The following is a 22,337-nucleotide window of genomic DNA, read 5'->3' on the forward strand; positions in this document are numbered from 1 at the left end:
CTTACTGTTTGACTTCAGGCGTGGAAAGGATATCCTCTAGGGCGTCGAGTGCCGCTTCCGCGTCGTCGCCCTCGGCGACGAGTCGGACGGACTCGTCGTGGCCGACGCCGAGGCCGGTGACGGCGAGCATGCTGGCGGCGGGGACGAGGTCGTCCTCGTCGGCGCGGCCGAGCTGTACGTCGGCGTCGAACTCGTTTGCGGTCTCGACGAACTGCGAGGCCGGGCGGGCGTGCAGCCCGTCTTCGGGGACGACCGTGACGGTTCGCTCCATCACTCGACCACCTCGGCGAGCACGTCCTGGACGGTCTGTTTGCTCTCGGCTTCGAGGAGCTTCTCGCGCACGTCCTCGTGCATGAGCGACCGCGAGAGGGCGCTCAGAATCTGCAGGTGGTCCTCGCCGCCCGCCGCGGGGACGAGAATCATAAAGAGGAGCTTCGCCGGCTTGTCGTCCATGGCGTCGAAGTCGATGCCCTCGGTCGAGCGAGCGAAGGCGACCGTCGGCTTCGAGACGGCGTCGGTCTTCGCGTGCGGGATGCCGATGCCGAAGCCGACGCCGGTCGTCGCCTCCTCCTCGCGTTCGAGGAGGGCGTCGAGCGCGGCGTCGCGGTCGTCGACGCGACCGGCGTCGACCGCGAGGTCGAGGAGGAACTCGATGGCCCCCTCCTTCGTCGCCGGCGGCTCTTCGAGCGATATCAGTTCGAGCGGTGTGATGGTGCTGATGTCAGTGACGTCCATTGTATTGTGCTTCGTTCGAGTCTGGAAAGATTAGTTCGGTGTGGTCAGTCGTCGGAGCTCTGGGCCGCCATCTTGGCGTCGAAGTTCGGCTTGATGGCCGTCGCGATGACGGCGGTCACGATGGAGCCCAGCAGGATGCACGCGATGAACATGAACGGCTGGTTCGACAGCGGAACCACGAAGATGCCGCCGTGCGGAGCCGGCATGTTCACGCCGAGCGCCATCGAGGCCGCGCCGGCGACGGCGCTCCCGGCGACGACGCTGGGAATGACGCGGGCCGGGTCGGCGGCCGCGTACGGAATCGCGCCCTCGGTAATGAACGAGAAGCCGAGGAGCACGCCGCTCTTGGCGTTCTCGTACATCTCGGCCGCGTACTTCTGCGGCGCGATGAAGTTCGACAGCGCGAGGCCGATGGGCGGGACCATCCCCGCAATCATGACCGCGGCCATCGGTGCGGTGACGCCCTCGGAGATGAGGCCGACGGAGAACACGTAGGCGACCTTGTTGACGGGGCCGCCCATGTCGGCCGCCATCATCGCCCCGAGGATGCCCCCGAGGAGAATCGCCTGTCCGCCGCCCTGCATATTGCTCAGGAACTCGGTGAGCCCCGCGTTGGCGATGGAAATCGGAACGCCCAGCACGAACAACATGACGGGCGTGAGCACCGCCGTCGTCGCCACCGGAATGAGAAGCACGGGCATCATCGGTGCGATGAACTCGGGCACGTCGCGCTGCTTGAACCAGCGCGCGACGACACCGGCGAGGAAGCCGGCGACGATAGCGCCGAGGTAGCCCGCGCCGGCGGAGCCGCCCTGGAGACCGATGACGTCACCGGCCGCTTGCAGGACGTTGCCCTGCTGGATGATGTACGACAGGATGAAGCCCGGTGCGAGCCCCGGTCGGTCGGCGATTGCGTACGCGATGTACGCGCCGAGAACCGGAACCATGAGCGTCAGCCCGGCGCTCCCGATCTGCGCGAGGAACCAGCCGGCGGTCCCCGTGCTGTTGAACACGTCTTGTACGTTGTTCGAAAGCGAGGCTACCGCGTAGCCCAGCGCAAGGAAGATTCCGCCGATGGTCACGAACGGAATCATGAACGATACCCCGGTCATCAGGTCCTCCTTCACCGAAGTGAGGTAGGACCGAACTGCGTCTTCTGCGTCGTTTGCCATAGTGTTGCCACCCCTACGAAAGAACGTACGCAAATGTGCTCAAAAACCCTTTCGAATATGAACGTTACTGCGTGTTTCGGTCGTTAACAAACGTTCATCCGAGAGTCACCGGGTCCGAACGGTCGCCACCTCGACGTGCGTCTCGTTCGTCAGCACGTCTTCGAGGTCCGGGACGCGGGTCCCGGCGACGCCGACGACGCGGGACGCGGTCAGCACGCCCATTCGGAGCGCGTCGGCGTCCGAGAGGCCGTGTTCGCGCGCGGCGAGGAAGCCGGACATGACGGCGTCGCCCGCGCCGACCGTGTCCACGACCTCCACGTCGAGCGCGGGCGCGGAGAGCACCTCGTCGTCGGTGACGAGGAGCGCGCCGTCCGCGCCGAGCGACGCCAACACGTACTCGAATCCGCGCGCGTGAAGCTCCTCGGCGGCCTCGACGGCGTCGGCTTCGGTCTCGACGGTCCGGCCCGTCGCCGCCGCGAGCTCAGAGCGATTGGGTTTGCAGACGTAGTAGTCGGCGTCCAGTTCCGCGAGGTACTCGCCGCCCATGTCCACCGCGATTTTCCAGTCGCCCGCGCGGGCGAGCCTGTCCACGTCGGAAAGCGACATCCCCGGCGGGAGACTGCCGCCGACGAGGAGCGTGTCGGGTTCGTTCGCCTGCGCGGTCTCGACGAGTTCGTCCACGTCGGCTGCACGAATCTGCGGGCCGTTGTGATTGAGTTTGTACTCGCCGTCCTCCGCGAGCACGGTCGTGTTCAGCCGCGTGTCCGCGTCGATGGTGACGAAGTCCGAGGCGATGCCGTCGGCGTCGAGTCGGTCGCGGACGAACTTCCCGAAGTGGCCGCCGAGAAAGCCCGAGGCGGTCACGTCGGCGTCGAGCGCCGAGGCGTACTTGGCGACGTTGATACCCTTGCCGCCGGCGGTGAACACCGCGTCGTCGGTCCGGTGGACGACGCCGGTCTGAAGCGGTTCGTCGAAGTGAATCGTGTGGTCGACTGCTGGGTTCGGGGTGACTGTGAGAATCATCGTGCAACTCCGTCGACGACGGTGACGCCCGCGCTCTCTATCTCCTCGCGCGAGTCGGCGTCGAGCGTCCCGTCGGTGATAAACAGGTCAATCTCTTCGAGCGATGCGAACTGGACGAAGCTCCGTCGACCGAGCTTCGAGAGGTCCGCGACGAGGACGACCTTCGCGGCCTTCTCGACCATCAACTCCTTCATCCGCGCCTCGTCCTCGTTCGGGGTCGTGAGGCCGGATTCCACGTCTAAGGCGTTCGTGCCGAGGAACAGCAGGTCGAAGTTCGTCCGCTCCATGAACGACTCCGCGGTCGGTCCCACGAGCGCCTTCGTCCGCCGGCGGAGCGTCCCGCCCGTGAGTTTGACCTCGTTGTCCTCCTCGTTCAGTTCGATGGCGAGCCGCGGCGAGTTGGTGACGCCGAGTATCGTCCCGTCCTTGGGGACTTTGCGGGCCACCTCCATCGTGGTCGTCCCGGCGTCGAAGAACACGACCTGCCCCTCGGCCAGTTCCTCGACCGCGCGGTCCGCGATTGCGCGTTTCCCTTCGAGATTCTGTACTTCCTTCTGCCCGTAGGTCTGCTCGCGCCCGACGGAGGTCACGGGGACGGCCCCGCCGTGCGACCGCTCGATGAGCCCACGGTCTTCGAGTTCGCGCAGGTCACGACGTATCGTCGCCTTCGAGTAGCCGAGATGGTCTGACAGCGACTCGACCGACCGACCGTCCGAGTCGGAGACGAGTTCGACGATGCGGCGTTTGCGCTCTGCTGGTAACATCGGTGGCGATTCCTCGTTACGAGGAAGGTAGGTCGGGGAGTAGTGTTAATTGTTTATGTTGGATTCCGACCGTATCTGCTCGAAACAGCCGAATCCCACACAGGAACGAAAACGGGGTGTTCGTCGATGAGAAAACGATCAGAAACGAAAACGAGCGTGTTCGAAACGAGCGTCGAATCGCCGGTTCGGCGGGTCGCCGGCGCTCAGAGTCGGTCGAGAATCGCGGCGGTCACGTCCTCCGTGGAGGCGTCGCCGCCGAGGTCGGGCGTGCGCGGCCCGTCGGCGAGGACGCCTTCGACGGCCGACCGGACGCGGTCGGCTTCGGCCTCGTGGTCGAGGTAGTCGAGCAGCATCGCCGCGGACAGAATCGTCGCGGCCGGGTTGGCGATGCCCTCGCCGGCGATGTCGGGCGCGGAGCCGTGGACCGGTTCGAACAGCGCGGCGTCCGGGCCGATGTTCGCCGAGGGGAGCAGTCCGAGGCCGCCGACGAGGCCGGCGGCGAGGTCGGACAGCACGTCGCCCGCGAGGTTCGGACAGACGATGGTGTCGAACTGCGTGGGGTCGAGACAGACGCGCGTCGCGAAGGCGTCCATCAGGACCTCCTCGGTCTCGACGCCGCGCTCGTCGGCGACGGCGACGACGGCGTCGCGGAAGCGACCGTCCGTCTCGCGCATCACGTTCGCCTTGTGGGCGACCTGGAAGCTGCCGCCCTCGCCGCCGACGTAGTCGCAGGCGTACTCGGCGAGTCGCTCGGACGCCGAGGTGGTGACGACGCGCGTGAGCGTCGAGAGGTCCTCGGAGAGGCGGTCCTCGTGGCCCGAGTAGACGCCTTCGGTGTTCTCCCGGAGGAACACGAGGTCCGTCTCCGGGCGGAGCGCGTCGACGCCGGGGTAGGCCTTCGCCGGGCGGACGTTGACGAAGGAGTCCACCGCGGTCCGAAGCGGCAGGATGACGTCCGCCGCGGTCTCGCCGGCCGCGCCGAACAGCGTCGCGTCGGCCTCGGCGGCGAGGTCGTACGTCTCCTGCGGGAGCGCCTCGCCGGTCTCTTCTTTGACGTGGTCGCCGGCGTCGGCCTCGACGAACTCGAAATCGCCGACGGCCTTCAGCACGTCAACCGCCGCCGGGATGACCTCCGCGCCGATGCCGTCGCCGGGGATGACGACGATTTCCTCAGTCATCGACGTAGGGCAGGGCGGCGGCTTTCTCGGCGACCGCGTCGGCGTTCGACTTCATGAGCGCCGTCGTGTCCCAGACGCCCTCGGTGAGCGCCTTCCGTTGTGCGTCGTCGACGGTCACGTCCACGGTGGTGTCGCCGTAGGTGACCGTCTCGTTTTCCACGTCCACGTCGATGTCGGCGTCCGGGTGCTCGTCGACCCAGTCCTGGAGTTCGGTGACCGTCTCGTGGTCCGCGGTGACCGTCGGGATGCCGAGCGCGAGGCAGTTGCCCGCGAAAATCTCCGCGAACGACTCGCCGACGATGGCGTCGATGCCCCAGCGCATGAGCGCCTGCGGGGCGTGCTCCCGAGAGGAGCCACAGCCGAAGTTGGCGTTGACGACCATGATGGACGCGTCCTGGAACTGCGGCTCGTTCATCGGGTGGTCCTTGGGTTCGTCGTTCTCGTCGTAGCGCTGGTCGAAGAACGCGAACTCGCCGAGGCCGTCGAACGTGACGACCTTCATGAACCGCGCCGGGATTATCTGGTCCGTGTCGATGTCGTTGCCGCGGATGGGCACGCCGGTGCCGGACGCGGAGTCGATTTCGGGGATTTCGTCGGTCATACCGTGGTCACCTCCTTCAGTTCGCGTACGTCAGTCACTTCCCCGGTGACGGCCGCCGCGGCGACCATGCGCGGGTTCATCAGGACGGTGCGGCCGTCTTTCGACCCCTGCCGGCCGATGAAGTTGCGGTTCGACGAGGACGCGGAGGCCTCGTCGCCCTCCAGTTGGTCCTCGTTCATGCCGAGACACATCGAACAGCCCGCCTCGCGCCACTCGAAGCCGGCGTCCTTGAATATCTCGTCGAGGCCCTCCGCTTCGGCGGCGGCCTTGACGCGCTGACTGCCGGGGACGACCATCGCGCGGACGCTGTCCGCGACCTGTCGACCCTTCACGACCCCCGCCGCGCGGCGGAGGTCGGGCAGGCGAGCGTTCGTACACGAACCGAGGAACGCCACGTCGATTTCGTAGCCCTCCATCGTCTCGCCGGGCGTGACGCCCATGTGTTCCTGCGCCATCCGGGCGGTGTCCTGCTTCTCCTCGGGCAGGTCTTCGGGGGCCGGAATCGGCTGGGTGATGCCGACGCCCTGTCCGGGCGTGGTCCCCCACGTCACGACGGGTTCGAGTTCGGAGCCGTCGATGGTGACGACGTCGTCGTACTCGGCGTCCTCGTCGGAGCGGATGGACTCCCAGTACGGCTTGAGTTCGTCGAACCGCTCGGGGTTCTCCTGGAAGTACTCGGTCTCTTTCAGCCACTCGTAGGTGGTCTCGTCGGGGTTGACGTAGCCCGCGCGAGCGCCGCCCTCGATGGACATGTTACAGATGCTCATCCGGCCCTCCATGTCGAGGTTCTCGATGGCCTCGCCGGCGTACTCGTAGACGTAGCCGACGCCGCCTTCGGTGCCGAGGCGACGGATGATTTCGAGGATGACGTCCTTCGCTTCGACGCCGGGGCCGAGTTCGCCCGTGACCTCGATTTTCCGCACCTTCTTCTTCTCCATCGCGACGGTCTGGGTCGCCAGCACGTCGCGAATCTGGCTCGTCCCGATACCGAACGCGAGCGCGCCGAACGCGCCGTGGGTCGAGGTGTGGCTGTCGCCGCAGACGATGGTCATGCCGGGCTGAGTGAGTCCCTTCTCGGGCCCGATGACGTGGACGATACCCTGCTCGCCCGACGTGGGGTCCGAGAAGTTGATGCCCGCTTCGCGGACGTTCTGCTCCAGTTCGGCCATCATCTCCTCGGCGGCGTCGTCGCGGAACGGCCGCGACTGGTCCGACGTGGGGACGATGTGGTCGACCGTCGCGTGCGTCCGGTTCGGGTAGGCGACTTCGAGGTCGCGTTCCTGCAACATGCCGAACGCCTGCGGACTCGTCACCTCGTGGATGAGGTGCAGGCCGCAGAACAGCTGCGTCTGGCCGGTCGGCAGCTCCGAAACCGTGTGTTCCTCCCAGACCTTGTCGTACAGCGTTCCCTCACTCATGTCCGTCACCCGGTACGACGCGGTCGTCGCGGCCGCGTTCCCAGACCTGGTTCGCGCCCTCGCCGTTGCGGGGCGTGTGGTCCACGTCGCCCATCGTCTCCGTCTCGGTCGACTCCGTGGTCGCGGGCGTCGCGTCGCTCCGACCGCCGTCGGTGACGGCCGGGCCGCGCTCGTAGACCGTGGTGAACGTCTCGCCCGTATAGGGGTTGGTGTGGCTGATGTCTCGCATTCGGTCGGTCGTGTCGTCGCGTGTCATTGGTGTCGTGTTCAGTCGTCCGCCGGCGCTTCGGCTTTCTCCGCGTCCGCCTCGTCTTCCTCGTCGGCCCACGCGAACAGGTCGCGCAGCGGCGCGCCGACCTGTTCGATGTGGTGGTTCTCCTCTGCGTCCTTGAGCTGGGAGTACGACGGCCGGCCCGCCTGGTTCTCCAGAATCCACTCGCGGGCGAAGGTGCCGTCCTGGACCTCCTCCAGAATCTCCTCCATGTTCTCGCGGGCGTGCTCGTCGACGACGCGGTCGCCGCGGGTCAGCCCGCCGAACTCGGCGGTGTCGGAGACGGAGTGCCACATCTCGCCGAGCCCGCCTTCGTACATCAGGTCGACGATGAGCTTCAGTTCGTTCAGGCACTCGAAGTAGGCCATCTCGGGGGAGTAGCCCGCGTCGACGAGCGTCTCGTAGCCCTGCTTGACCAGCGAGGTGACGCCGCCGCAGAGGACGGCCTGCTCGCCGAACAGGTCGGTCTCGGTCTCCTCCTGGAACGTCGTCTCGATGACGCCCGCGCGGGTGCAGCCGAGGCCGTGCGCGTAGGCCAGCGCCTCCTCCTTGGCGTCGCCCGTCACGTCCTGGTAGACCGCGATGAGACCCGGCGTCCCCTCGTTGGACTCGTAGTTGCGGCGGACGAGGTGGCCCGGCGACTTCGGCGCGACCATCGTCACGTCGACGTCTTCCGGGGGCCGAATCTGGTTGTAGTGGATGTTGAATCCGTGGGCGAACTGGAGCGTGTCGCCGGCGTCCAGCGAGTCTCGAATCTCCTCGAACACCGCCGGCTGGACGGTGTCGGGGACGAGCACGGAGACGATGTCGCCCTCGGCGGCCGCCGCGGCGGGCTCTTTGACGCGGAGGCCGTCGGCTTCCGCGGCGCTTCGGGACGAGGAGTTCGCGCGCAGGCCGACGACCACGTCGACCCCGCTGTCCGCGAGGTTCTGCGCGTGGGCGTGGCCCTGACTGCCGTAGCCGATGACGGCTACGGTCTTGTCGTCGATTTGGGAGCGGTCGGCGTCGTCGTCGTAGTACACTTCGGTGGTGAGTTCTGTCATTGCGTGTTGGTGTTGGGTTTGGTGGGTTCGCCGGAGGTTCCGGGTTCCTCTCCGGGGACGGTCTTCTTCGAGCCGTGGGCGAGCGCGGTCTGGCCGGTCCGGGCGATTTCGATGATACCGAACCGTCGGAACGCGTCCACGGCGTCGTCTATCTTGCGCTCGTCGCCGGTGAGCTGGACCGTGATGGTCTCCGGCCCGGCGTCGAGGGTGCGGCCGTCGTACATCTCCGTGATGGCGTGGACCTTGTCGGGGTCCTCGCCGCGGACCTTCAGGAGGACGAGTTCCGCGCGGACGGCGTCGTCGTCCAGCTCGCCGACGGAGATGACGGGCTTGAGCTTCGCGAGCTGTTTTTCGATCTGGTCGATGCCCGGTTCGGGCTCCTCGACGACCATCGTGATGCGGGAGTGGTCCTCGACTGTCGTCGGGCCCACGGTGAGGCTCTCGATGTTGAACTGACGGCGGGCGGCGAGGCCGGCGACGCGCGAGAGCACGCCGGGTTCGTCCTCGACGATGGCCGAAAAGACCGCGCGCCGCGGTTCGTGTTCCGATTCCGCTTCGGGGTCGATGCGGATGCCCTGCGCGTTGCGGCGGCCGTCGGGGTGCGGCCGCTCGTCGGGCGCGGGGCCTTGCAGTCCTGTCCGATTGTCGCTCATAACTGGTCCTCCGAGAGTGCGAATTTGCCGTTCGCGCCGCCCGAGGAGACCATCGGATAGACGTTCTCCGCCGGGTCGACGTGGAAGTCGATGACCGAGGGGCCGTCGTACGCGAGCGCTTCCTCGATGACGTCGGGAACCTCCTCGTAGGAGTCGACGGTCCAGCCGCGCGCGCCGAACGCCTCGGCGAGCTTGTCGAACTGGGGACACCAGTCGTAGCCGGCGGCCATGCGTCGGCCCTCGAAGAAGGCGTCCTGCCACTGGCGGACCATCCCGATGTACTCGTTGTTCAGGATGGCGACCGTGATGTCGAGGTTCTCGCGGACGGCGACCGACAGCTCCTGAATCGTCATCAGGAACGAGGCGTCGCCGTCGACGCAGACGACCGTCTCGTCGTCGTCGGCCGCGACCCGCGCGCCGATTGCGGCGGGCAGGCCGTAGCCCATCGTGCCGAGACCGTGGGACGAAACCCACCGCCGCGGCTCGGTGAACGTCCAGTACTGGGCGGCCCACATCTGGTGTTGACCGACGCCGCTCGTGACGATGGTCTCGTCGGGCGTGGCCTCGTCGAGCGCCTCGACGACGAACTGCGGCTTCAGCGGCTCGTTGTCCGGGGCCGCGTAGTCCATCGGGTAGTCGTCTTTCCACGCGAGACACTGGTCGACCCACTCGCGCGCGTCGGGACCCTCGTCGAGTTCGGCGTCGACGCGCTCGATGGCGCGGCCGGCGTCGCCGACGACCGGGTAGTCCGCGTGGACGTTCTTCGAGATTTCCGCCGGGTCGATGTCGATGTGGACGACTTCGGCCTCGGGCGCGAACGTGTCGATGCCGCCGGTCAGGCGGTCGTCGAACCGCGTGCCGACCGCGATGAGGCAGTCGGTGTGCGTGATGGCCATGTTGGCGTAGCCGGTGCCGTGCATCCCCGCCCACGAGAGGCAGAGTTCGTGGTCCTCCGGCATCGCGCCGATTCCGGGCATCGTGGTGACGACCGGAATCCGGTGCTCGGTCGCGAACTGCCGGGCCACCTCGGTCGCGTCGGCCTTGACGACGCCGCCGCCGAACAACAGGAGGGGCTTCTCCGCGCGCTCGATTGCGCGCGCGGCGGCCTCGACCTGCGAGTCGGCCGGGTCGGTGCGGGCGCGGCACGTCTCGGGGGGCTGTGCCGGCCCCGGCTCGGTGTCGGTCTCGTTGAGCGAGACGTCCTTCGGGAGGTCGACGAGCGTCGGGCCGGGTCGGCCCTCGGCGGCGAGCGCGAACGCTTCGCCGACGGTGTCACCGACGGTGTCGGGCGACGAGGCGAAGTAGTTGTGCTTCGTGATGGGCGCGGTGACGCCCGTGGTGTCGGTCTCCTGGAACGCGTCGGAGCCGACCATGTCGGACGGGACCTGTCCCGTGAGCGCGAGCACCGCGTCGGAGTCCATGTTCGCGTCGGCGATGCCGGTCACGAGGTTGGTCGCGCCCGGACCGGACGTGGCGAGACAGACGCCGGGGTCGCCGCGAACGACGCCGTACGCGTCGGCCGCGTGCGCCGCGCCCTGCTCGTGGGCCATCGTCACGTGACGGATGTCGGAGTGGTACAGCGCGTCGTAGATGGGCATTATCGCCCCGCCCTGCACGCCGAAGGCGGTCTCGACGCCGGCGTTTTCGAGGGCGCGGACGACGGCCGTCGAACCCGAGGTGACTTCGGTCGGCGTCTGGGCCGCGTCGTCGGCGGCGTCGGTCGCGTCGGGGTCGGTCGTGGCTGCGGTTCGTTCGCTCATGTGTGGGCTCCGTGGTGTGTGGTCGGTCGTCGATACGGGCTGTCTGGTGACTGCGTGTGGTGCTGGTGCGCCATTGTAGGGACTGCGGACGTGTCTGAAAACGGTGCGAATACGCGGGACGGAGAGATGGTGTGGTAGGGGGCTATGCCCCTACAATAATGAGCGACCGAATCGCAGCGACGGCGGCGGCGCTGGCCCCGGCGTCCGGGGTCGCGCGAACCGCGTGTTCGTCGTGCGAGGTCATCGTATGCAACACGTCCGTCCCGTCGGTAATAATGTTTTCGCGGCGGGCAACGATTGCACGCCGGTCGGGAGGTCGGACGCGTGCAGGGCGGTCGCCCCGTAGGGCCACAGCCCGGCGCCATCAGGCCCGGACCTCCTCCTCCGTGTCGTCCTCGTGGGTGATACCCACGTCGCGGGCGAACACCTCGAGCGTCGAATCGTCGACGCGTTCTTTCTCCGCGCCGTGGTCTTTGACGCGGCGGGTGACCTCCCGGACCTCGGCGTCCGAGGGGTCGAACCCGATGTCTGCGAGGCGCTTTCGCACCGAGTGCGTCCCCGTGTGCTTGCCGAGTACGAACTCGCGGGTCGCGCCGACCATCTCCGGGGTCATGACGCCCGGTTCGAACGTGTCGGCGTTCTCGATGACGCCGGCGGCGTGGATGCCGCTCTCGTGAGAGAAGGCGTTGCGGCCGACGACCGGCTTGTTCGCCGGGACCGGGATGTCGGACGCCGCCTCGACGACGCGAGCCAGCTCGGTTATCTTCGTCGTGTCGATTCCGGTGTCGACGCCGTAGAGGGATTCGGCCGCCATGACGACCTCCTCGTAGGCGGCGTTGCCGGCGCGCTCGCCGATGCCGTTGACCGACACCTGCGCCTGTGCCGCGCCGGCCTCGAAGCCGGCCATCGCGTTCGCCGACGCCAGACCGAAATCGTCGTGCGCGTGCACGTCGATTCTCGCGTCGGTGTGTTCCCTGACCGTCGCCACCATGCGGGCGAAGCGAGTCGGCGTCGCCACGCCGCAGGTGTCCGGCAGGTTGATCCAATCGACGCCCGCCTCGGAGACGGCTTCGACGACTTCGATGAGGAAGTCCTCGTCCGTCCGGGTGGCGTCCATCGGTGAGAACATTACTTCAACGCCCGCGTCGCGGACGTGTTCGACACTGCGGACGGCCCGCTCGACGGCTTCCTCGCGGGAAGCGTGCATCGAGTCGGCCAACTGGACGTCGCTGGTGCTCACGAACGTGTGCACCATGTCCACGCCGGAATCCAGCGCGGCTTCGATATCCTTGTCGACGACGCGGGCCAACCCGCACGTCGTCGCGTCCGTCGAAGCAGCGATATCTGCGACTGCTTCGAACTCCGCCTCCGAGTTCACCGGGAACCCGGCCTCGATGACGTGGGTACCCATGTCGTCGAGGGTCTCGGCGATGTCGCGCTTTTCCTCGTAACTGAACGAGGTTCGCGGTGACTGTTCGCCGTCGCGGAGTGTCGTGTCGAAGATTCGTACGTCTTCGATTTCAGATTGTTGGGCTAATGTGCCCTGGAAGAACTCGACCCGCCGGGGAACCCGACGAATCCTCCGTGTCTTTGTGAGACATCGTGTCAGTCACGTGCCCGAACTCCTATTTAAACGTTTCTCCCCGACAGTATCACGAACGTTCAGTGGGTGTTACGTGACAACCTCTCTCGGGGGTAATCGCAGTACCTAAACGGCCTTATATGATTTCATGACATATATTGACTTGATATGTGCGCTCACCGTTCGATAGCCACGGAACGATAATACAACCAAATAGAGTTTAGAAACAAAATTTAGCACCCGGTGCGCGCACCGACGACTGGACAAACGTGGATCGAAACGCGACTGTCGTGTGAAACGTGATACCAATGATCGCTTTGCGCACTCGGAGGCGAACGCATGCCCCGACCGAACCCTTTTCTCGTCGCTCGACAACCGGGCGGGTATGGGCGATTTCAATCTCAACTTGCAGACGGCCGAAGAACACCTCGACGAGGACGACGCCGAGGGTGACGTCGTCCTCGGCGTCCTCGACGGCTCGACCCCGCCGGAGGAGTGGGTCCAGTCCGTCGCCCGCGGCAACGTCCTCTTTCTCGCCATCGAGGGCGACCTCAACAAGCTCGCGTCGGGCTTCGCACGCGATATCAAGGATATGGACGGCCAGTTGATGCACTTCCGGAAGTTCCTCGTCGTCTCCCCGCCCGGCGTCGATATCAACACCGACAACCTCTGACCGGGCGGCCCGTGTTGCGGTCGTCGCGGCCGGCCAGCAATCGGCAATCGGCAATCGGCTACCGGCTACCAGCGACTGACGACCGGCGACCGGCGAGGAGCGGCGCGAGAACCGGGCGCATCGGCCGCGGGGAGAGTCCTTATGCGCCGCGCGCCCCAGCATACTGGCATGCCGATGAAAGGTCAGGGCACGTCCGACCTCCGCGAAATCGACCGATGGGACCACGGCGTCGGCTGGCTCGCACACCCCGACGAGACCATGCAGCGCGCCAGCCACGCCGTCGAAATCGACGGCGACGTGTGGGTGTTCGACCCCGTCGATGCCCACGGCGTCGACGACCTGTTCGCCGAGTTCGGCGACGTGGCCGGCGTCGTCGTCGGACTCGACCGGCACAAACGCGACGCGGCCGCCATCGCTAACCGCCACGAGGTCCCCGTCTACGTCGCCTCGTGGATGACCGACGTGGCCGACGACCTCGACGCGCCCGTCGAGCGCTTCGGCGCCGACCTCGCTGATTCCGGCTTCGAGGCGTTTCGCATCATCGACCGCGCCGTCCCGCCGTGGCAGGAAGTCGGCTTCTATCACGACGCGTACGACCTGCTCGTCGTCCCCGAGTCGGTCGGCACCGTCGACTACTTCTGCGCCCGCGGCGAGCACCTCGGCGTCCACCCGATGGTCCGGCCGTTCCCGCCGCGGCGCGTACTCTCCCGGTACGACCCCGACCGACTGCTCGTCGGCCACGGCGCGGGCGTGCCGGTGGACGCGGGCGACGAACTCCGGACCGCCCTCGGGAACGCCCGCCGAAACCTCCCGAGCGCCTACGTCCGGGCGTTCTCCTCGATGCTCTCGAACTGATGCCCGACGAGACGGCCGACGACGACGAGAATCCACTGGACGCGGAGGCGACACCCGAGCGCACGACCGAAGGAGAGACCGCCGAACCCCGACCGAGCGAGACCGCCGAACCCGAGCGCCGACGAGTTCACGTCACGCGCGGACTCGTCGACCTGCTGCTCGATATGGCCGAAGACGCCGAGCCGTCGTCGGTGAACCTCGTGCTCGCTCCGACACCCGCGGGCGAGTTCGACGCGGACCTCGGCCTCGACCCTGAGACGCCCGTGCTCACACACTTCTACATGGCCGAGGCCGGCCAGTCCGTGAGCGCCGTCTTCGGGATGGACCTCGGAACGCCCGCCGGGCGCGGCCGCGCCCGCTTTCTCACGCACCCGCAGGGGCCGTTCGAACTCACGGAGCGCGACGACCTCGCGGCCGTGGTGCTCCTCGCGGTCCCCCCGTGGGAGCGGCGGACGCTCGCCGCGTTCGACCGCGCCGGTCGGAAGTTAGAACTCGCCGTCCTCGACGCCGAGCCACCGCAGGAAGAACTCGACTGAGCCGACCGCGTTCCGCTGCCCGGCGCTGCCGGCCCGCGCGCGGCGGCCGCTCGCCTCGGTCGACTACCGCAGGTAGCCGAGGTCGGTCAGTTGCTCCGCGATTTCTTGGAACTCCGCCTCCGAGAGATCGCCGCCGGAGCGCTCGTGCTGGATGACGATGCTGCGCAGGAGGAACCGGACGAGATCGCTCGTGCTCGAGAAGGTGGTTCCTTCGATGGTGTCGTCGACGCGAGCGGCCAACTCCTTCGGAATCGAGACCGTCGTGTACTCGGTCATGGGTCGACCGTGGCACCGGGCGAGGTTAACCCCAACGGTGGCGACCGGGACCGTCCGGCGCGGTTTCCCGGCGTTCACTGGCGATTTCGCCGGAGGTCGGGGGTTTTTCCATGCGGGGCGTACTATACACGTTCGATGGCCGCGAGACCGCCGCAGAACGATACGTCGGAGCCGGACTCAATCGAATTCGGTATCGCCGCGCTCGCCGATGACGTCGACACCGCAGACATCGACTACCCGGCAGACGCGACCGAGATCACACGGGCGCTCGACGACGTTTCCGTGCCGATTGACGCCGCGGGCAATACGGTCGCGATAAGCGACGCCCTCGCCGCCGCGCCGAAAGACCGATTCGACTCTCGCCGGGACCTCTTGGAGACGCTTCACCCGGTGTTCGAGGAGTTCCGCGCGAAGGCCTCGAAGAGCCTGATGGGTCGGCTTCGTTCGCTCGTCCCGTTCTGAAGGCGGTCTCGGTTGGCGTCCTCCAGTCCCGACGGCCCGGTTCGAACCGACTCACTCCAGTTCTTCGATTCGTTTCATCTGCTCGCGGTGTAGCGAGAGGATGAGATCCGACAGCACGCCGAACATCAGCAGTTGTACCCCGAAGAGAATACCTGCCATAGAGACGACGGCGATGACCTCGTGGGAAATCGAGCGAACGACCCACTCGTAGGCGACGTACAGGGCGAGCCCGAGCCCGGTCGCGGTCGACGCAAACCCGACGCTGCCGAAGTAGAAAAGCGGGTTGTTGGTCTTGGCGCGGCGATACAGTTCCAGGAAGATGATACCACCGTCGCGGATCGGGTCGAGATTCGTATCCGAGCCGTCGGGCCGCGGGTAGTAGGTCGTGGGCACGACCGTCGTCTTGATACCACGCTTCGCGCACTCGACGGCCATCTCCGTCTCGATGCCGAAGCCGTCGGAAGTGAGCGTCATGTCGAGAAACGACTCGCGGGTGAACGCCCGGTAGCCGCTGAGGATATCACGAAAGTCCTGACCGTGAATAAACGCGAACGCCCGGTTGATGATGCGGTTTCCGACTCTGTTGAGCCGCGTCATCGCGCCCGGCCGCATATCGGCGAATCGGTCGCCGATGACGTGGTCGTACCCCTCGGTGAGCGGGTCGAGCATCTTGGTGGCGTCTGTCGCTTCGTAGGTCCCGTCGCCATCGAGCATCAGGACGTACGGCGCTTGAATGTGGTCTTCAACGGCTTCTCTGACAGCCTGGCCTTTTCCGGACCCCGACTGGACGACGACATGAGCACCGGCGTCTTCGGCGAGTTCCCGTGTCCCATCTGTGGAGCCGCCGTCGATGACGAGGACGTTGGCGAATCCCTCATCTCGGTAATCTGAGATGACATCAGCGATTGTTTCCGCCTCGTTGTAGGTGGGGATGAGGATACAGACGGCATCGGGGGTGGGCATTAGTCTCGATATGATTGTGCTGAATAAAATAGTCTATCGTTTGGTCCACACAGTTGGTGATAATCAAATGTGGACTGATATTAGTCTATCAACTCACGGTGAGATACAATCAGATTGTCCCATTGACAACTATAATTATCAGACTACAACCTCTCGATTTGGACTGCACTATCGGTTGATTACGTTGAGCAGAGGCATCATTGAAACAGACATCCTACTATCCTTCTCTCAAAATATGGTTGACTGTTCTATAATTCGTACGTAGGCAGTTACACAACAGTCCACGAAAGACTCACATCAGCGCGCAACACAATAACATACAACAACTGTGCCGAGACTTAGACAAACGCCGATTGAGGGAGTCACTAACTAGATAGTGTATTTAATCATTTTGTCTGCGACCAATAACAAAATCCTCATCGCGATTTAATTTGGTAATCTCTGTGGAGAGTTTTGCCTCGGAGAGTAGTTTTGTCACGTCTTTCGGGTCAACACCAGCGTGAATCTCAACTATTACAAAGTTAACTGACTGCAATGCATTGGTCATACCTTTCAGAACCTCTAATTCGTGACCCTCAACGTCAACTTTCACAACATTTGGTTTCGGAACCTCTCCACTCTCAACTAACTCATCTCCAGAGATTGTTTTGATAGTCATAGATCCTTCAGTCGATACTTTGTGTGTCCCGTTCGCTGCAATTGGGGAGGGCTCGAATGAGATATCCCCAGAAGAACTAGATAATCCATATCTCAGTGGTATAACCGTTCCTGGAGCACGGTCCGAATTTTCTGTTAGACGATCAAACGTGTCTGGGTTTGGTTCGAAGGCGAACACATTGGCTTTTGTGGAGCAGATACATGCGTGAGTCCCAATATTGGAACCAACATCCCACAGAACATCGTCTTCTTCAGCCTCCTCAAGGAGCAACCGAATAACATCTTGCTCTCCTCGAAGATCCCTGATCCTCCAGATTTCTTCCACACTTTGAACAGTAAACCTGGCAGCATATCCACCAACTTCGGCAATCATTGGGGACCTGATGGCACCTGTCTTGAGTGCAATCCAGTCGCGAAGACGCGCCACTTTTTTAACTATTGTCATATATTTAAGATGAAGACTGATTGTCTCTGGTCTGTATACCTGTCGTACATCCTCAAATATTAAATCTGCGAGTCATTTGTCAATAGTTCGTCTTCTTTGTTGTTAGTCAAGATATATCTCGTAGTCATCTAATCGGGTTGCTTCGTATAACCGTGCAGCATGGGTCTGTTTATCATCAGTTCCTCTCGTTAGCAAGCTGGCATTGGGGTCAAAAGAGTGCTGTATCTGTTCATTTACCCACATCTCTCGTTCCTTATATGAACCCACGCTAAATGTCTCCATCGCCGCAGGCACTTCGAAACCAGGAGGATTGTATGGATGCGAGAACTTGTTATCCGTAGTCGCTTCTCGAAACTCCTCGGAGAGAGTATACTCAAGGATATCCGAGAGCAGGTCAGTACTCCAGACCGAATGAGACGGAAATTCTCTTGCGAGTATTGCAAGAGCATAGAGGTTAAACGAATGGTAGCCCTCAGCTTTGTTCCTCAGACGTCGTTTGCTTCTGGGTGGTCGGAGATAATGAAGGAGATGGTTTCGAACCATACTACGGTGGACATCATGAGTCACTGACTCAGCGAGTTCGCTCAGATCCATAGATGGTCGAAGAGGATGTCTGATCAGTCCGTTTTCGTATATATCGATAGTTGAAGGAAGACTATCTAAAAAGTCACGAACACGTTGAGAAACCTCCTGGGGAGCAGTATGTGCAACAAGTCCTCCAGAGGCCGCAAACCAAAGCTGATGGTTGAACGTACGGTCAAAACCTAATATTGTCCCATCGGTATCAACACGTTGCCACAATTTGAGCTTGTCACAGAATGGGTGTGATAAGAACACATCTGCGGCGACAGCAGCAGCACGTTCGTTGTCAAGTGCTCTAGCTGCAAGCGCAAGGGCCTCAAGTGACCATGCCTGTCCCATCAGGCCATTGCATCGGTCCTTCGTATCGTTTTGTCTGTGTTCAAACGTATGGCCATGTGGTCGTGCCTCTTCACTCAATAGATAAGAAACCGCATCTGAAGCAGCTTGTCTAAATCTATTTTCATCCGTAAGTTCGTGGGCCTTCAGAAATGTTACTAACCAGTGAGACGTGTTTCGAACAGGTGTTTCAGGATCATGGTACGGGCCGTTGTGTCCTGCTGGCATTGAACCATCTGATCGCTGGAGTGAGAGTCCAGCCTCTGCACTGGAGGCAAGAATGTCAGAAAGAGAGGTCATTGTTCCTCCGATCTTAGGATATAAGAAAGACGGCCAGCATTCTCTGCGAGCCGACAACACCACGCAACCACAAGTATTCTGACGAACATTGCTTTCGTCACTGTCTGTCCAGTCCGTCGTAAATCTTGGGAGAGATAGTGTGGAGGTTTCGGGAGAAAGCCAACGAGAATCCACAATGCCAACGCAAATACTCGCCTCAGAGAAATTCTGTCTAACATCCACACCTGTATCTGACCTTTGCCAACTCTGAATTGCTTCTTCAACAGTTCTCCGAACGGTCGAGCAGGATGACAACCAATCGCGTCGTGTGCGAAAGTTAATGAATACCCTGCGTCTGTAGCTCTCTTCGTCCAGTGGACATCACCACCAGAGATAAGATGGTTTGGAAACGGACCAACGTCCTCAACGACATCCTGTCTAACAAAGAGATTTACCGTCTTCGCCACGTTTCGTTTAGATATGCTCTCTTTCATTTGCATATTAGTAAACGAGTCGTACCGCTCAGCTGCGGTTCCTCCATTTGGATACGTGAATTCCACGTTACCTCCAACGAGGTCTACTCCTGTACCGGTGATTGTAGACACGCCGCGTTCAAGCCACTGTTGGTGTGGAGAACAATCCCCATCTAAAAAAGCAAGAATAGCGCCGCTAGACTGCTCAATACCAGTATTTCGGGCAGCATAAGACCCTTGTTGTTCATCCTCAATCAGAATTTCGAGATTGTCGTAAGCAGTGCTAAACTGACGAGCGATCTCTTTCGTACCATCCTGTGATCCATTATCTACGACGAGTACTTCATACTTTGACTTGGGGTACGTCTGTGATGTTACCGCATTGAGGCATTTTTGAATATTTTCAGCCTCATTATAGACTGGAATGATGACAGATACAAACGGTAGAGTCGAAGTCATTAGTAGTAGGTGATAGTATCCCAAGCGAAAGTACTTGCGACCTAGTCATACCTCAACCAAGACTTTCAGATAGCAACTGTTGAACTCGTTCTCGAAAGTTCGACGAGAGGCTAAGAAGGACAAAGCCGTACGTAGTGGCTCCAGCAAGGACGTATAGGACAACTTCTATCGGTTGACCAATTGGCCGGTAGTTGAGAATTGTGAAGAGTACAACAGCCATCGCTCCCGCACTCACAAACTGGCTTCCGATAGCAGATACTGGGGGCAGTGTTTGAACGGCCTTCGGTAGTGCACGGACAGCGAGTATGCTACCTAGAGTCATTGAAAGGAGGGTAGCGATAGCCGCGCCAATCACACCGAACATCGGTATCAACGATACGTTAAGTATAATATTAGTCGTGATGAAGATAACTCCTATTCTAAATGTCCTGTCAGGTAGATCTAAAGCATTGAGTGCTTGCATTACTAGCGTCTCGTAGCACTCAACAAGTCGTACGACAGAGAGGAATACTAACACAGATACAGCAACACCAACAGAGGAGACTGACGGACCATACAATGCAAGGACGTCACCTCCTACAAGAACTGAACCCACTAATCCAGGAATAGCAAGTACACCAGCCACTGAAAGCCCACGGGTGAGAATCCGACGAACTTTATTTAATTTGTCAGTATCTCTTAGAGAACTAATTGTTGGGAATGTCGATTTACTGATAGCTGTTGGGAGGAGAACGAATAATGCCGAGATCCGCCATGCTACTTCGTAGATACCGACCAACGATGTTGAGACAAAAAAGCCGAGAATTATGGTATCTAACCAAGAATATGACATCCGTTTCAAATTATCTAACCATCCATACCGTGCCCAGGAATAGAGGCTTATTGCAGCACTCCGTGTGGGAGACACAAATGAAATATTGAGTGAATATACACCAAAAATACCGATGACAATGCTAGAGGTAATCTCTCCATAGAAAAGTGCATCTACACCCACGCCTGTGTAGACAAGAGCCAACTTCACAAGTGAAGATAGGATTCCCCAAAGAGCTTCGTAGAGACTAGACATCTCGACTCGGTTCTCACCTCGAAGCCCTCCTAAGACTAGCCGGAACGAAACGTTCGAGACGAACATACCACCCACCAGTTGTGTACCGCTGTAATCAAGGTACTGTTCAACGAAGGGAGAGTAACCCAAAAGGGCGAGAAGTCCAACTAGTATGATTGCTCCCGTGAGGACAGACGCGGTGGTGAAATACTCGCTTGGGGAAATGTCGTCACTTTCGTTCATTCGTGTTATTACCGCACCACGGATACCAACAGCCGGAATAGACGCCCATTTCACCAAAGCTGCAGAGAGCGCAAAAATCCCGAAGGCACCAACGCCGAGTTCATTGATCACGTAGATTGTGATAATTGCTCCAACGAATGTCTGCGTAACGTTGGCCCCGAACTGCAGCGCAGAAGCGCGTGCTAATTTGGCCATAGAGTAGTTGTGACTTTGCAATTGATAAATTATAGTTTCTAGCAGAGATCTAGTTAATCACCTGAGTTAGCACTCGTCTGTTGAGCGTGCTTGCAGTTTCGCAGTGCAGGAATCAAGTAACAGGGGAAACAGCAGAGTTATTCTATGTTGCTAATAGAGAGCCAAGTATGATGAAACGATTAGCAAAAGCAGCATTCAGTCAAAATTCATTGACTGCCCCGATAGTCTCTACATTTGTTTATCTTATTTCTGTTGTACGTGTTGTTCTCAATGGAAATTGGCCAGTCACCTCATCAGATACAGCAATGTTTCAGCATATAGGATGGATGGTTTTCAGTGGAAAGAGATATTACATCGATGCATGGGACCCAAAACCACCACTGACACTCGAGCTTGCGACAATCATCGCTTATATCTCTAATGGGGATCCGCATCTTCAACACACTCTATCTGTCGTAAGTACAATAGTAGCAGGGATCTTGCTAACATATTTAATCTCCCACATCACCTCAGAAATCACTGGGAATCAGTTCGCGGGTCTACTTAGTGGCATTGTTTTTATTACATTCCCAGTTATTCATTATTCACCAGTCTTTGGGTATGAGCCAAAATATTTTGTTTTTCTTTTCGGACTAGGAAGTATTTATCTTTCCAGAAACCCGAAACCAATACTATCTGGGGCCGCAGCAGCAGCGTCAGCAGGCATGTGGCAATTTGCGATTATATTCCCAATCATATCATTCGGGATTATTTCACGGCAAAAAAGCAAAGATCTGATTCTCAAATATGTTTTTGGGGCCACAATTATTGCTTTTATTTCTCTTCTCCCAATTTATCTACAGGGTGGGCTAGTTGCAATGACTGTTGAAGTGATAATTGCCCCGTTGTATGCAGGTGAGACACAATCATTCTTATATCGGTTGGTAAAAGGAGTCACTCATCTAAAATTAATGATCCCGATAGCACTTCTTGGAATGGCCGGTATATTACTAGGCTTTCTAGACGACATTCGAGAAAGGTGGTGGGTCGTAGGGCTTTTGCTGTGGTTCTGTATCCAAATATTCATCTTGGATTACGATGGTGCAGACGATTTATTTCTTGGGATTATTCTAGTTTCGATGGGTATCGGATTTGCATTCGAAAAACTATCAACCAAGTATGAGTCTGAGAGAATTAATTCGATAGTAACAGCCGTTGTCGTTTGCATGTTGATTTGGCAGGTAGTGACCTTGGGTGGCGTTGGCGTCATTACGAACCCATACTCTTACTCAGGGGATGGCCCCGATCAAGCCATTCTCGAAAGTGGGATTCAACAGTTTGCTCATTTGTCTGGATACACAGAATACACAATAGGTGGATCACCCCCAGATGAACAATACAATGTCAAATCCAGGTATGGTCCAGACAAGATAGAAGAATTGTTCTTTACATCAACAATCCCCTCGACATGTCATTACAGACTTAGTGGGATGGAACTTGAATGGATGAATCTAACAGAACAGTCATTCACAGAGGAAAAGTGTGGAAAATGGAGGTTACCTTGATAACCGCAGGACACCAACCCAAATTGGCCATATATTAACTTATACTTTTCTTGTGAACAACCGGTATAGGGTGGACAACTATCGCAAAGGAGACGTTAAACTCAAAGCCTATCA

Annotated in this window: 24 protein-coding genes; 5 read left to right on the plus strand and 19 right to left on the minus strand. The window is 60.5% G+C overall.

Going from position 1 to position 22,337, the window contains the following annotated elements; genetic code table 11:
- Position 1: 1 nt before the first annotated feature.
- The 13 genes from ptsH1 to E4P24_RS07840 all read right to left on the minus strand — a co-directional run bounded on the left by ptsH1 (position 2) and on the right by E4P24_RS07840 (position 12,227).
- A complete protein-coding gene (gene ptsH1 / locus E4P24_RS07780; RefSeq protein ID WP_004063299.1) occupies positions 2-271 on the minus strand; it encodes a phosphocarrier protein HPr in 270 nt (89 codons plus the stop codon).
- A complete protein-coding gene (gene ptfA, locus E4P24_RS07785; RefSeq protein ID WP_004970773.1) occupies positions 271-735 on the minus strand; it encodes a fructose PTS transporter subunit IIA in 465 nt (154 codons plus the stop codon). Before ptfA ends, ptsH1 begins: the two co-directional genes overlap by 1 nt.
- Positions 736-779: 44 nt before the next feature.
- Positions 780-1,907, minus strand: coding sequence for a fructose PTS transporter subunit IIC (gene ptfC, locus E4P24_RS07790; RefSeq protein WP_004063295.1), 1,128 nt, complete (start codon positions 1,905-1,907; stop codon positions 780-782).
- Positions 1,908-2,012: 105 nt separating this feature from the next.
- Positions 2,013-2,930 carry a 1-phosphofructokinase gene (gene pfkB / locus E4P24_RS07795; protein ID WP_188148325.1) on the minus strand — a complete coding sequence of 306 codons (918 nt, stop codon included), beginning with the start codon at positions 2,928-2,930 and terminating at the stop codon, positions 2,013-2,015.
- Complete coding sequence (gene glpR / locus E4P24_RS07800) at positions 2,927-3,694, minus strand: HTH-type transcriptional regulator GlpR (protein WP_004043434.1); 768 nt, start codon at positions 3,692-3,694, stop codon at positions 2,927-2,929. Before glpR ends, pfkB begins: the two co-directional genes overlap by 4 nt.
- 203 nt (positions 3,695-3,897) lie before the next feature.
- Positions 3,898-4,872 (minus strand): 3-isopropylmalate dehydrogenase, encoded by a 975-nt coding sequence (gene leuB, locus E4P24_RS07805; RefSeq protein ID WP_004063291.1) that lies wholly within the window; start codon positions 4,870-4,872, stop codon positions 3,898-3,900.
- Positions 4,865-5,473 (minus strand): 3-isopropylmalate dehydratase small subunit, encoded by a 609-nt coding sequence (gene leuD / locus E4P24_RS07810; protein WP_006600282.1) that lies wholly within the window; start codon positions 5,471-5,473, stop codon positions 4,865-4,867. The genes leuB and leuD overlap by 8 nt, the downstream gene beginning before the upstream one ends.
- On the minus strand, positions 5,470-6,891 hold the full coding sequence (gene leuC, locus E4P24_RS07815) for a 3-isopropylmalate dehydratase large subunit (protein WP_004063288.1): 1,422 nt from the start codon (positions 6,889-6,891) through the stop codon (positions 5,470-5,472). The genes leuD and leuC overlap by 4 nt, the downstream gene beginning before the upstream one ends.
- A complete protein-coding gene (locus E4P24_RS07820) occupies positions 6,884-7,147 on the minus strand; it encodes a hypothetical protein (protein WP_008606250.1) in 264 nt (87 codons plus the stop codon). Before E4P24_RS07820 ends, leuC begins: the two co-directional genes overlap by 8 nt.
- 11 nt (positions 7,148-7,158) lie before the next feature.
- On the minus strand, positions 7,159-8,205 hold the full coding sequence (gene ilvC, locus E4P24_RS07825; protein ID WP_004043429.1) for a ketol-acid reductoisomerase: 1,047 nt from the start codon (positions 8,203-8,205) through the stop codon (positions 7,159-7,161).
- Positions 8,202-8,858 (minus strand): acetolactate synthase small subunit, encoded by a 657-nt coding sequence (gene ilvN, locus E4P24_RS07830; protein ID WP_004043428.1) that lies wholly within the window; start codon positions 8,856-8,858, stop codon positions 8,202-8,204. The genes ilvC and ilvN overlap by 4 nt, the downstream gene beginning before the upstream one ends.
- The gene (ilvB, locus tag E4P24_RS07835) at positions 8,855-10,618 is read right to left on the minus strand and encodes a biosynthetic-type acetolactate synthase large subunit (protein WP_004063286.1); all 1,764 of its coding nucleotides are present in this window, start codon (positions 10,616-10,618) and stop codon (positions 8,855-8,857) included. The genes ilvN and ilvB overlap by 4 nt, the downstream gene beginning before the upstream one ends.
- A gap of 364 nt (positions 10,619-10,982) precedes the next feature.
- Positions 10,983-12,227 (minus strand): LeuA family protein, encoded by a 1,245-nt coding sequence (locus E4P24_RS07840; RefSeq protein ID WP_206043199.1) that lies wholly within the window; start codon positions 12,225-12,227, stop codon positions 10,983-10,985.
- 358 nt (positions 12,228-12,585) lie between these two features.
- On the opposite strand from E4P24_RS07840, the gene E4P24_RS07845 reads away from it, so the two are divergent.
- From E4P24_RS07845 to E4P24_RS07855, 3 genes are all read left to right on the plus strand, one after another.
- Positions 12,586-12,873 (plus strand): DUF5779 family protein, encoded by a 288-nt coding sequence (locus E4P24_RS07845; RefSeq protein WP_004063285.1) that lies wholly within the window; start codon positions 12,586-12,588, stop codon positions 12,871-12,873.
- A 168-nt stretch (positions 12,874-13,041) separates the two neighbouring features.
- A complete protein-coding gene (locus E4P24_RS07850) occupies positions 13,042-13,728 on the plus strand; it encodes a hypothetical protein (protein WP_115859880.1) in 687 nt (228 codons plus the stop codon).
- Complete coding sequence (locus tag E4P24_RS07855; protein WP_115859878.1) at positions 13,728-14,264, plus strand: hypothetical protein; 537 nt, start codon at positions 13,728-13,730, stop codon at positions 14,262-14,264. Before E4P24_RS07850 ends, E4P24_RS07855 begins: the two co-directional genes overlap by 1 nt.
- Positions 14,265-14,327: 63 nt before the next feature.
- On the opposite strand, the gene E4P24_RS07860 is transcribed toward E4P24_RS07855, so the two are convergent.
- Positions 14,328-14,540, minus strand: a complete 213-nt coding sequence (locus E4P24_RS07860) for a ribbon-helix-helix domain-containing protein (RefSeq protein WP_004063282.1) — start codon at positions 14,538-14,540, stop codon at positions 14,328-14,330.
- Between the two features lie 135 nt (positions 14,541-14,675).
- Between E4P24_RS07860 and E4P24_RS07865 the strand changes: the two genes are divergently transcribed.
- Entirely contained in the window at positions 14,676-15,002 is a 327-nt protein-coding gene (locus E4P24_RS07865) for a hypothetical protein (RefSeq protein WP_004063281.1), read from the plus strand.
- A gap of 51 nt (positions 15,003-15,053) precedes the next feature.
- Here E4P24_RS07865 and aglJ read toward each other — a convergent pair whose 3' ends face one another.
- From aglJ to E4P24_RS07890, 5 genes are all read right to left on the minus strand, one after another.
- Entirely contained in the window at positions 15,054-15,965 is a 912-nt protein-coding gene (aglJ, locus tag E4P24_RS07870; protein ID WP_049896072.1) for an S-layer glycoprotein N-glycosyltransferase AglJ, read from the minus strand.
- A gap of 382 nt (positions 15,966-16,347) precedes the next feature.
- Complete coding sequence (locus tag E4P24_RS07875) at positions 16,348-16,995, minus strand: FkbM family methyltransferase (protein ID WP_223173899.1); 648 nt, start codon at positions 16,993-16,995, stop codon at positions 16,348-16,350.
- A 174-nt stretch (positions 16,996-17,169) separates the two neighbouring features.
- Positions 17,170-18,285, minus strand: a complete 1,116-nt coding sequence (gene aglQ / locus E4P24_RS07880; protein WP_115859874.1) for a glycoprotein pentasaccharide biosynthesis putative isomerase AglQ — start codon at positions 18,283-18,285, stop codon at positions 17,170-17,172.
- Positions 18,282-19,196, minus strand: a complete 915-nt coding sequence (locus E4P24_RS07885) for a glycosyltransferase family 2 protein (protein ID WP_188148326.1) — start codon at positions 19,194-19,196, stop codon at positions 18,282-18,284. Before E4P24_RS07885 ends, aglQ begins: the two co-directional genes overlap by 4 nt.
- Before the next feature lie 52 nt (positions 19,197-19,248).
- Positions 19,249-20,679 (minus strand): polysaccharide biosynthesis C-terminal domain-containing protein, encoded by a 1,431-nt coding sequence (locus E4P24_RS07890; protein ID WP_115859870.1) that lies wholly within the window; start codon positions 20,677-20,679, stop codon positions 19,249-19,251.
- Positions 20,680-20,846: 167 nt separating this feature from the next.
- On the opposite strand from E4P24_RS07890, the gene E4P24_RS07895 reads away from it, so the two are divergent.
- Positions 20,847-22,223: a DolP-mannose mannosyltransferase gene (locus tag E4P24_RS07895; protein WP_223173900.1), complete on the plus strand. Its 1,377-nt coding sequence runs from the start codon at positions 20,847-20,849 to the stop codon at positions 22,221-22,223.
- Positions 22,224-22,337: the final 114 nt, after the last annotated feature.

Origin of the sequence: Haloferax sp. AS1 (assembly GCF_014530665.1) — an archaeon.
Classification (GTDB): Archaea; Halobacteriota; Halobacteria; order Halobacteriales; family Haloferacaceae; genus Haloferax; species Haloferax volcanii.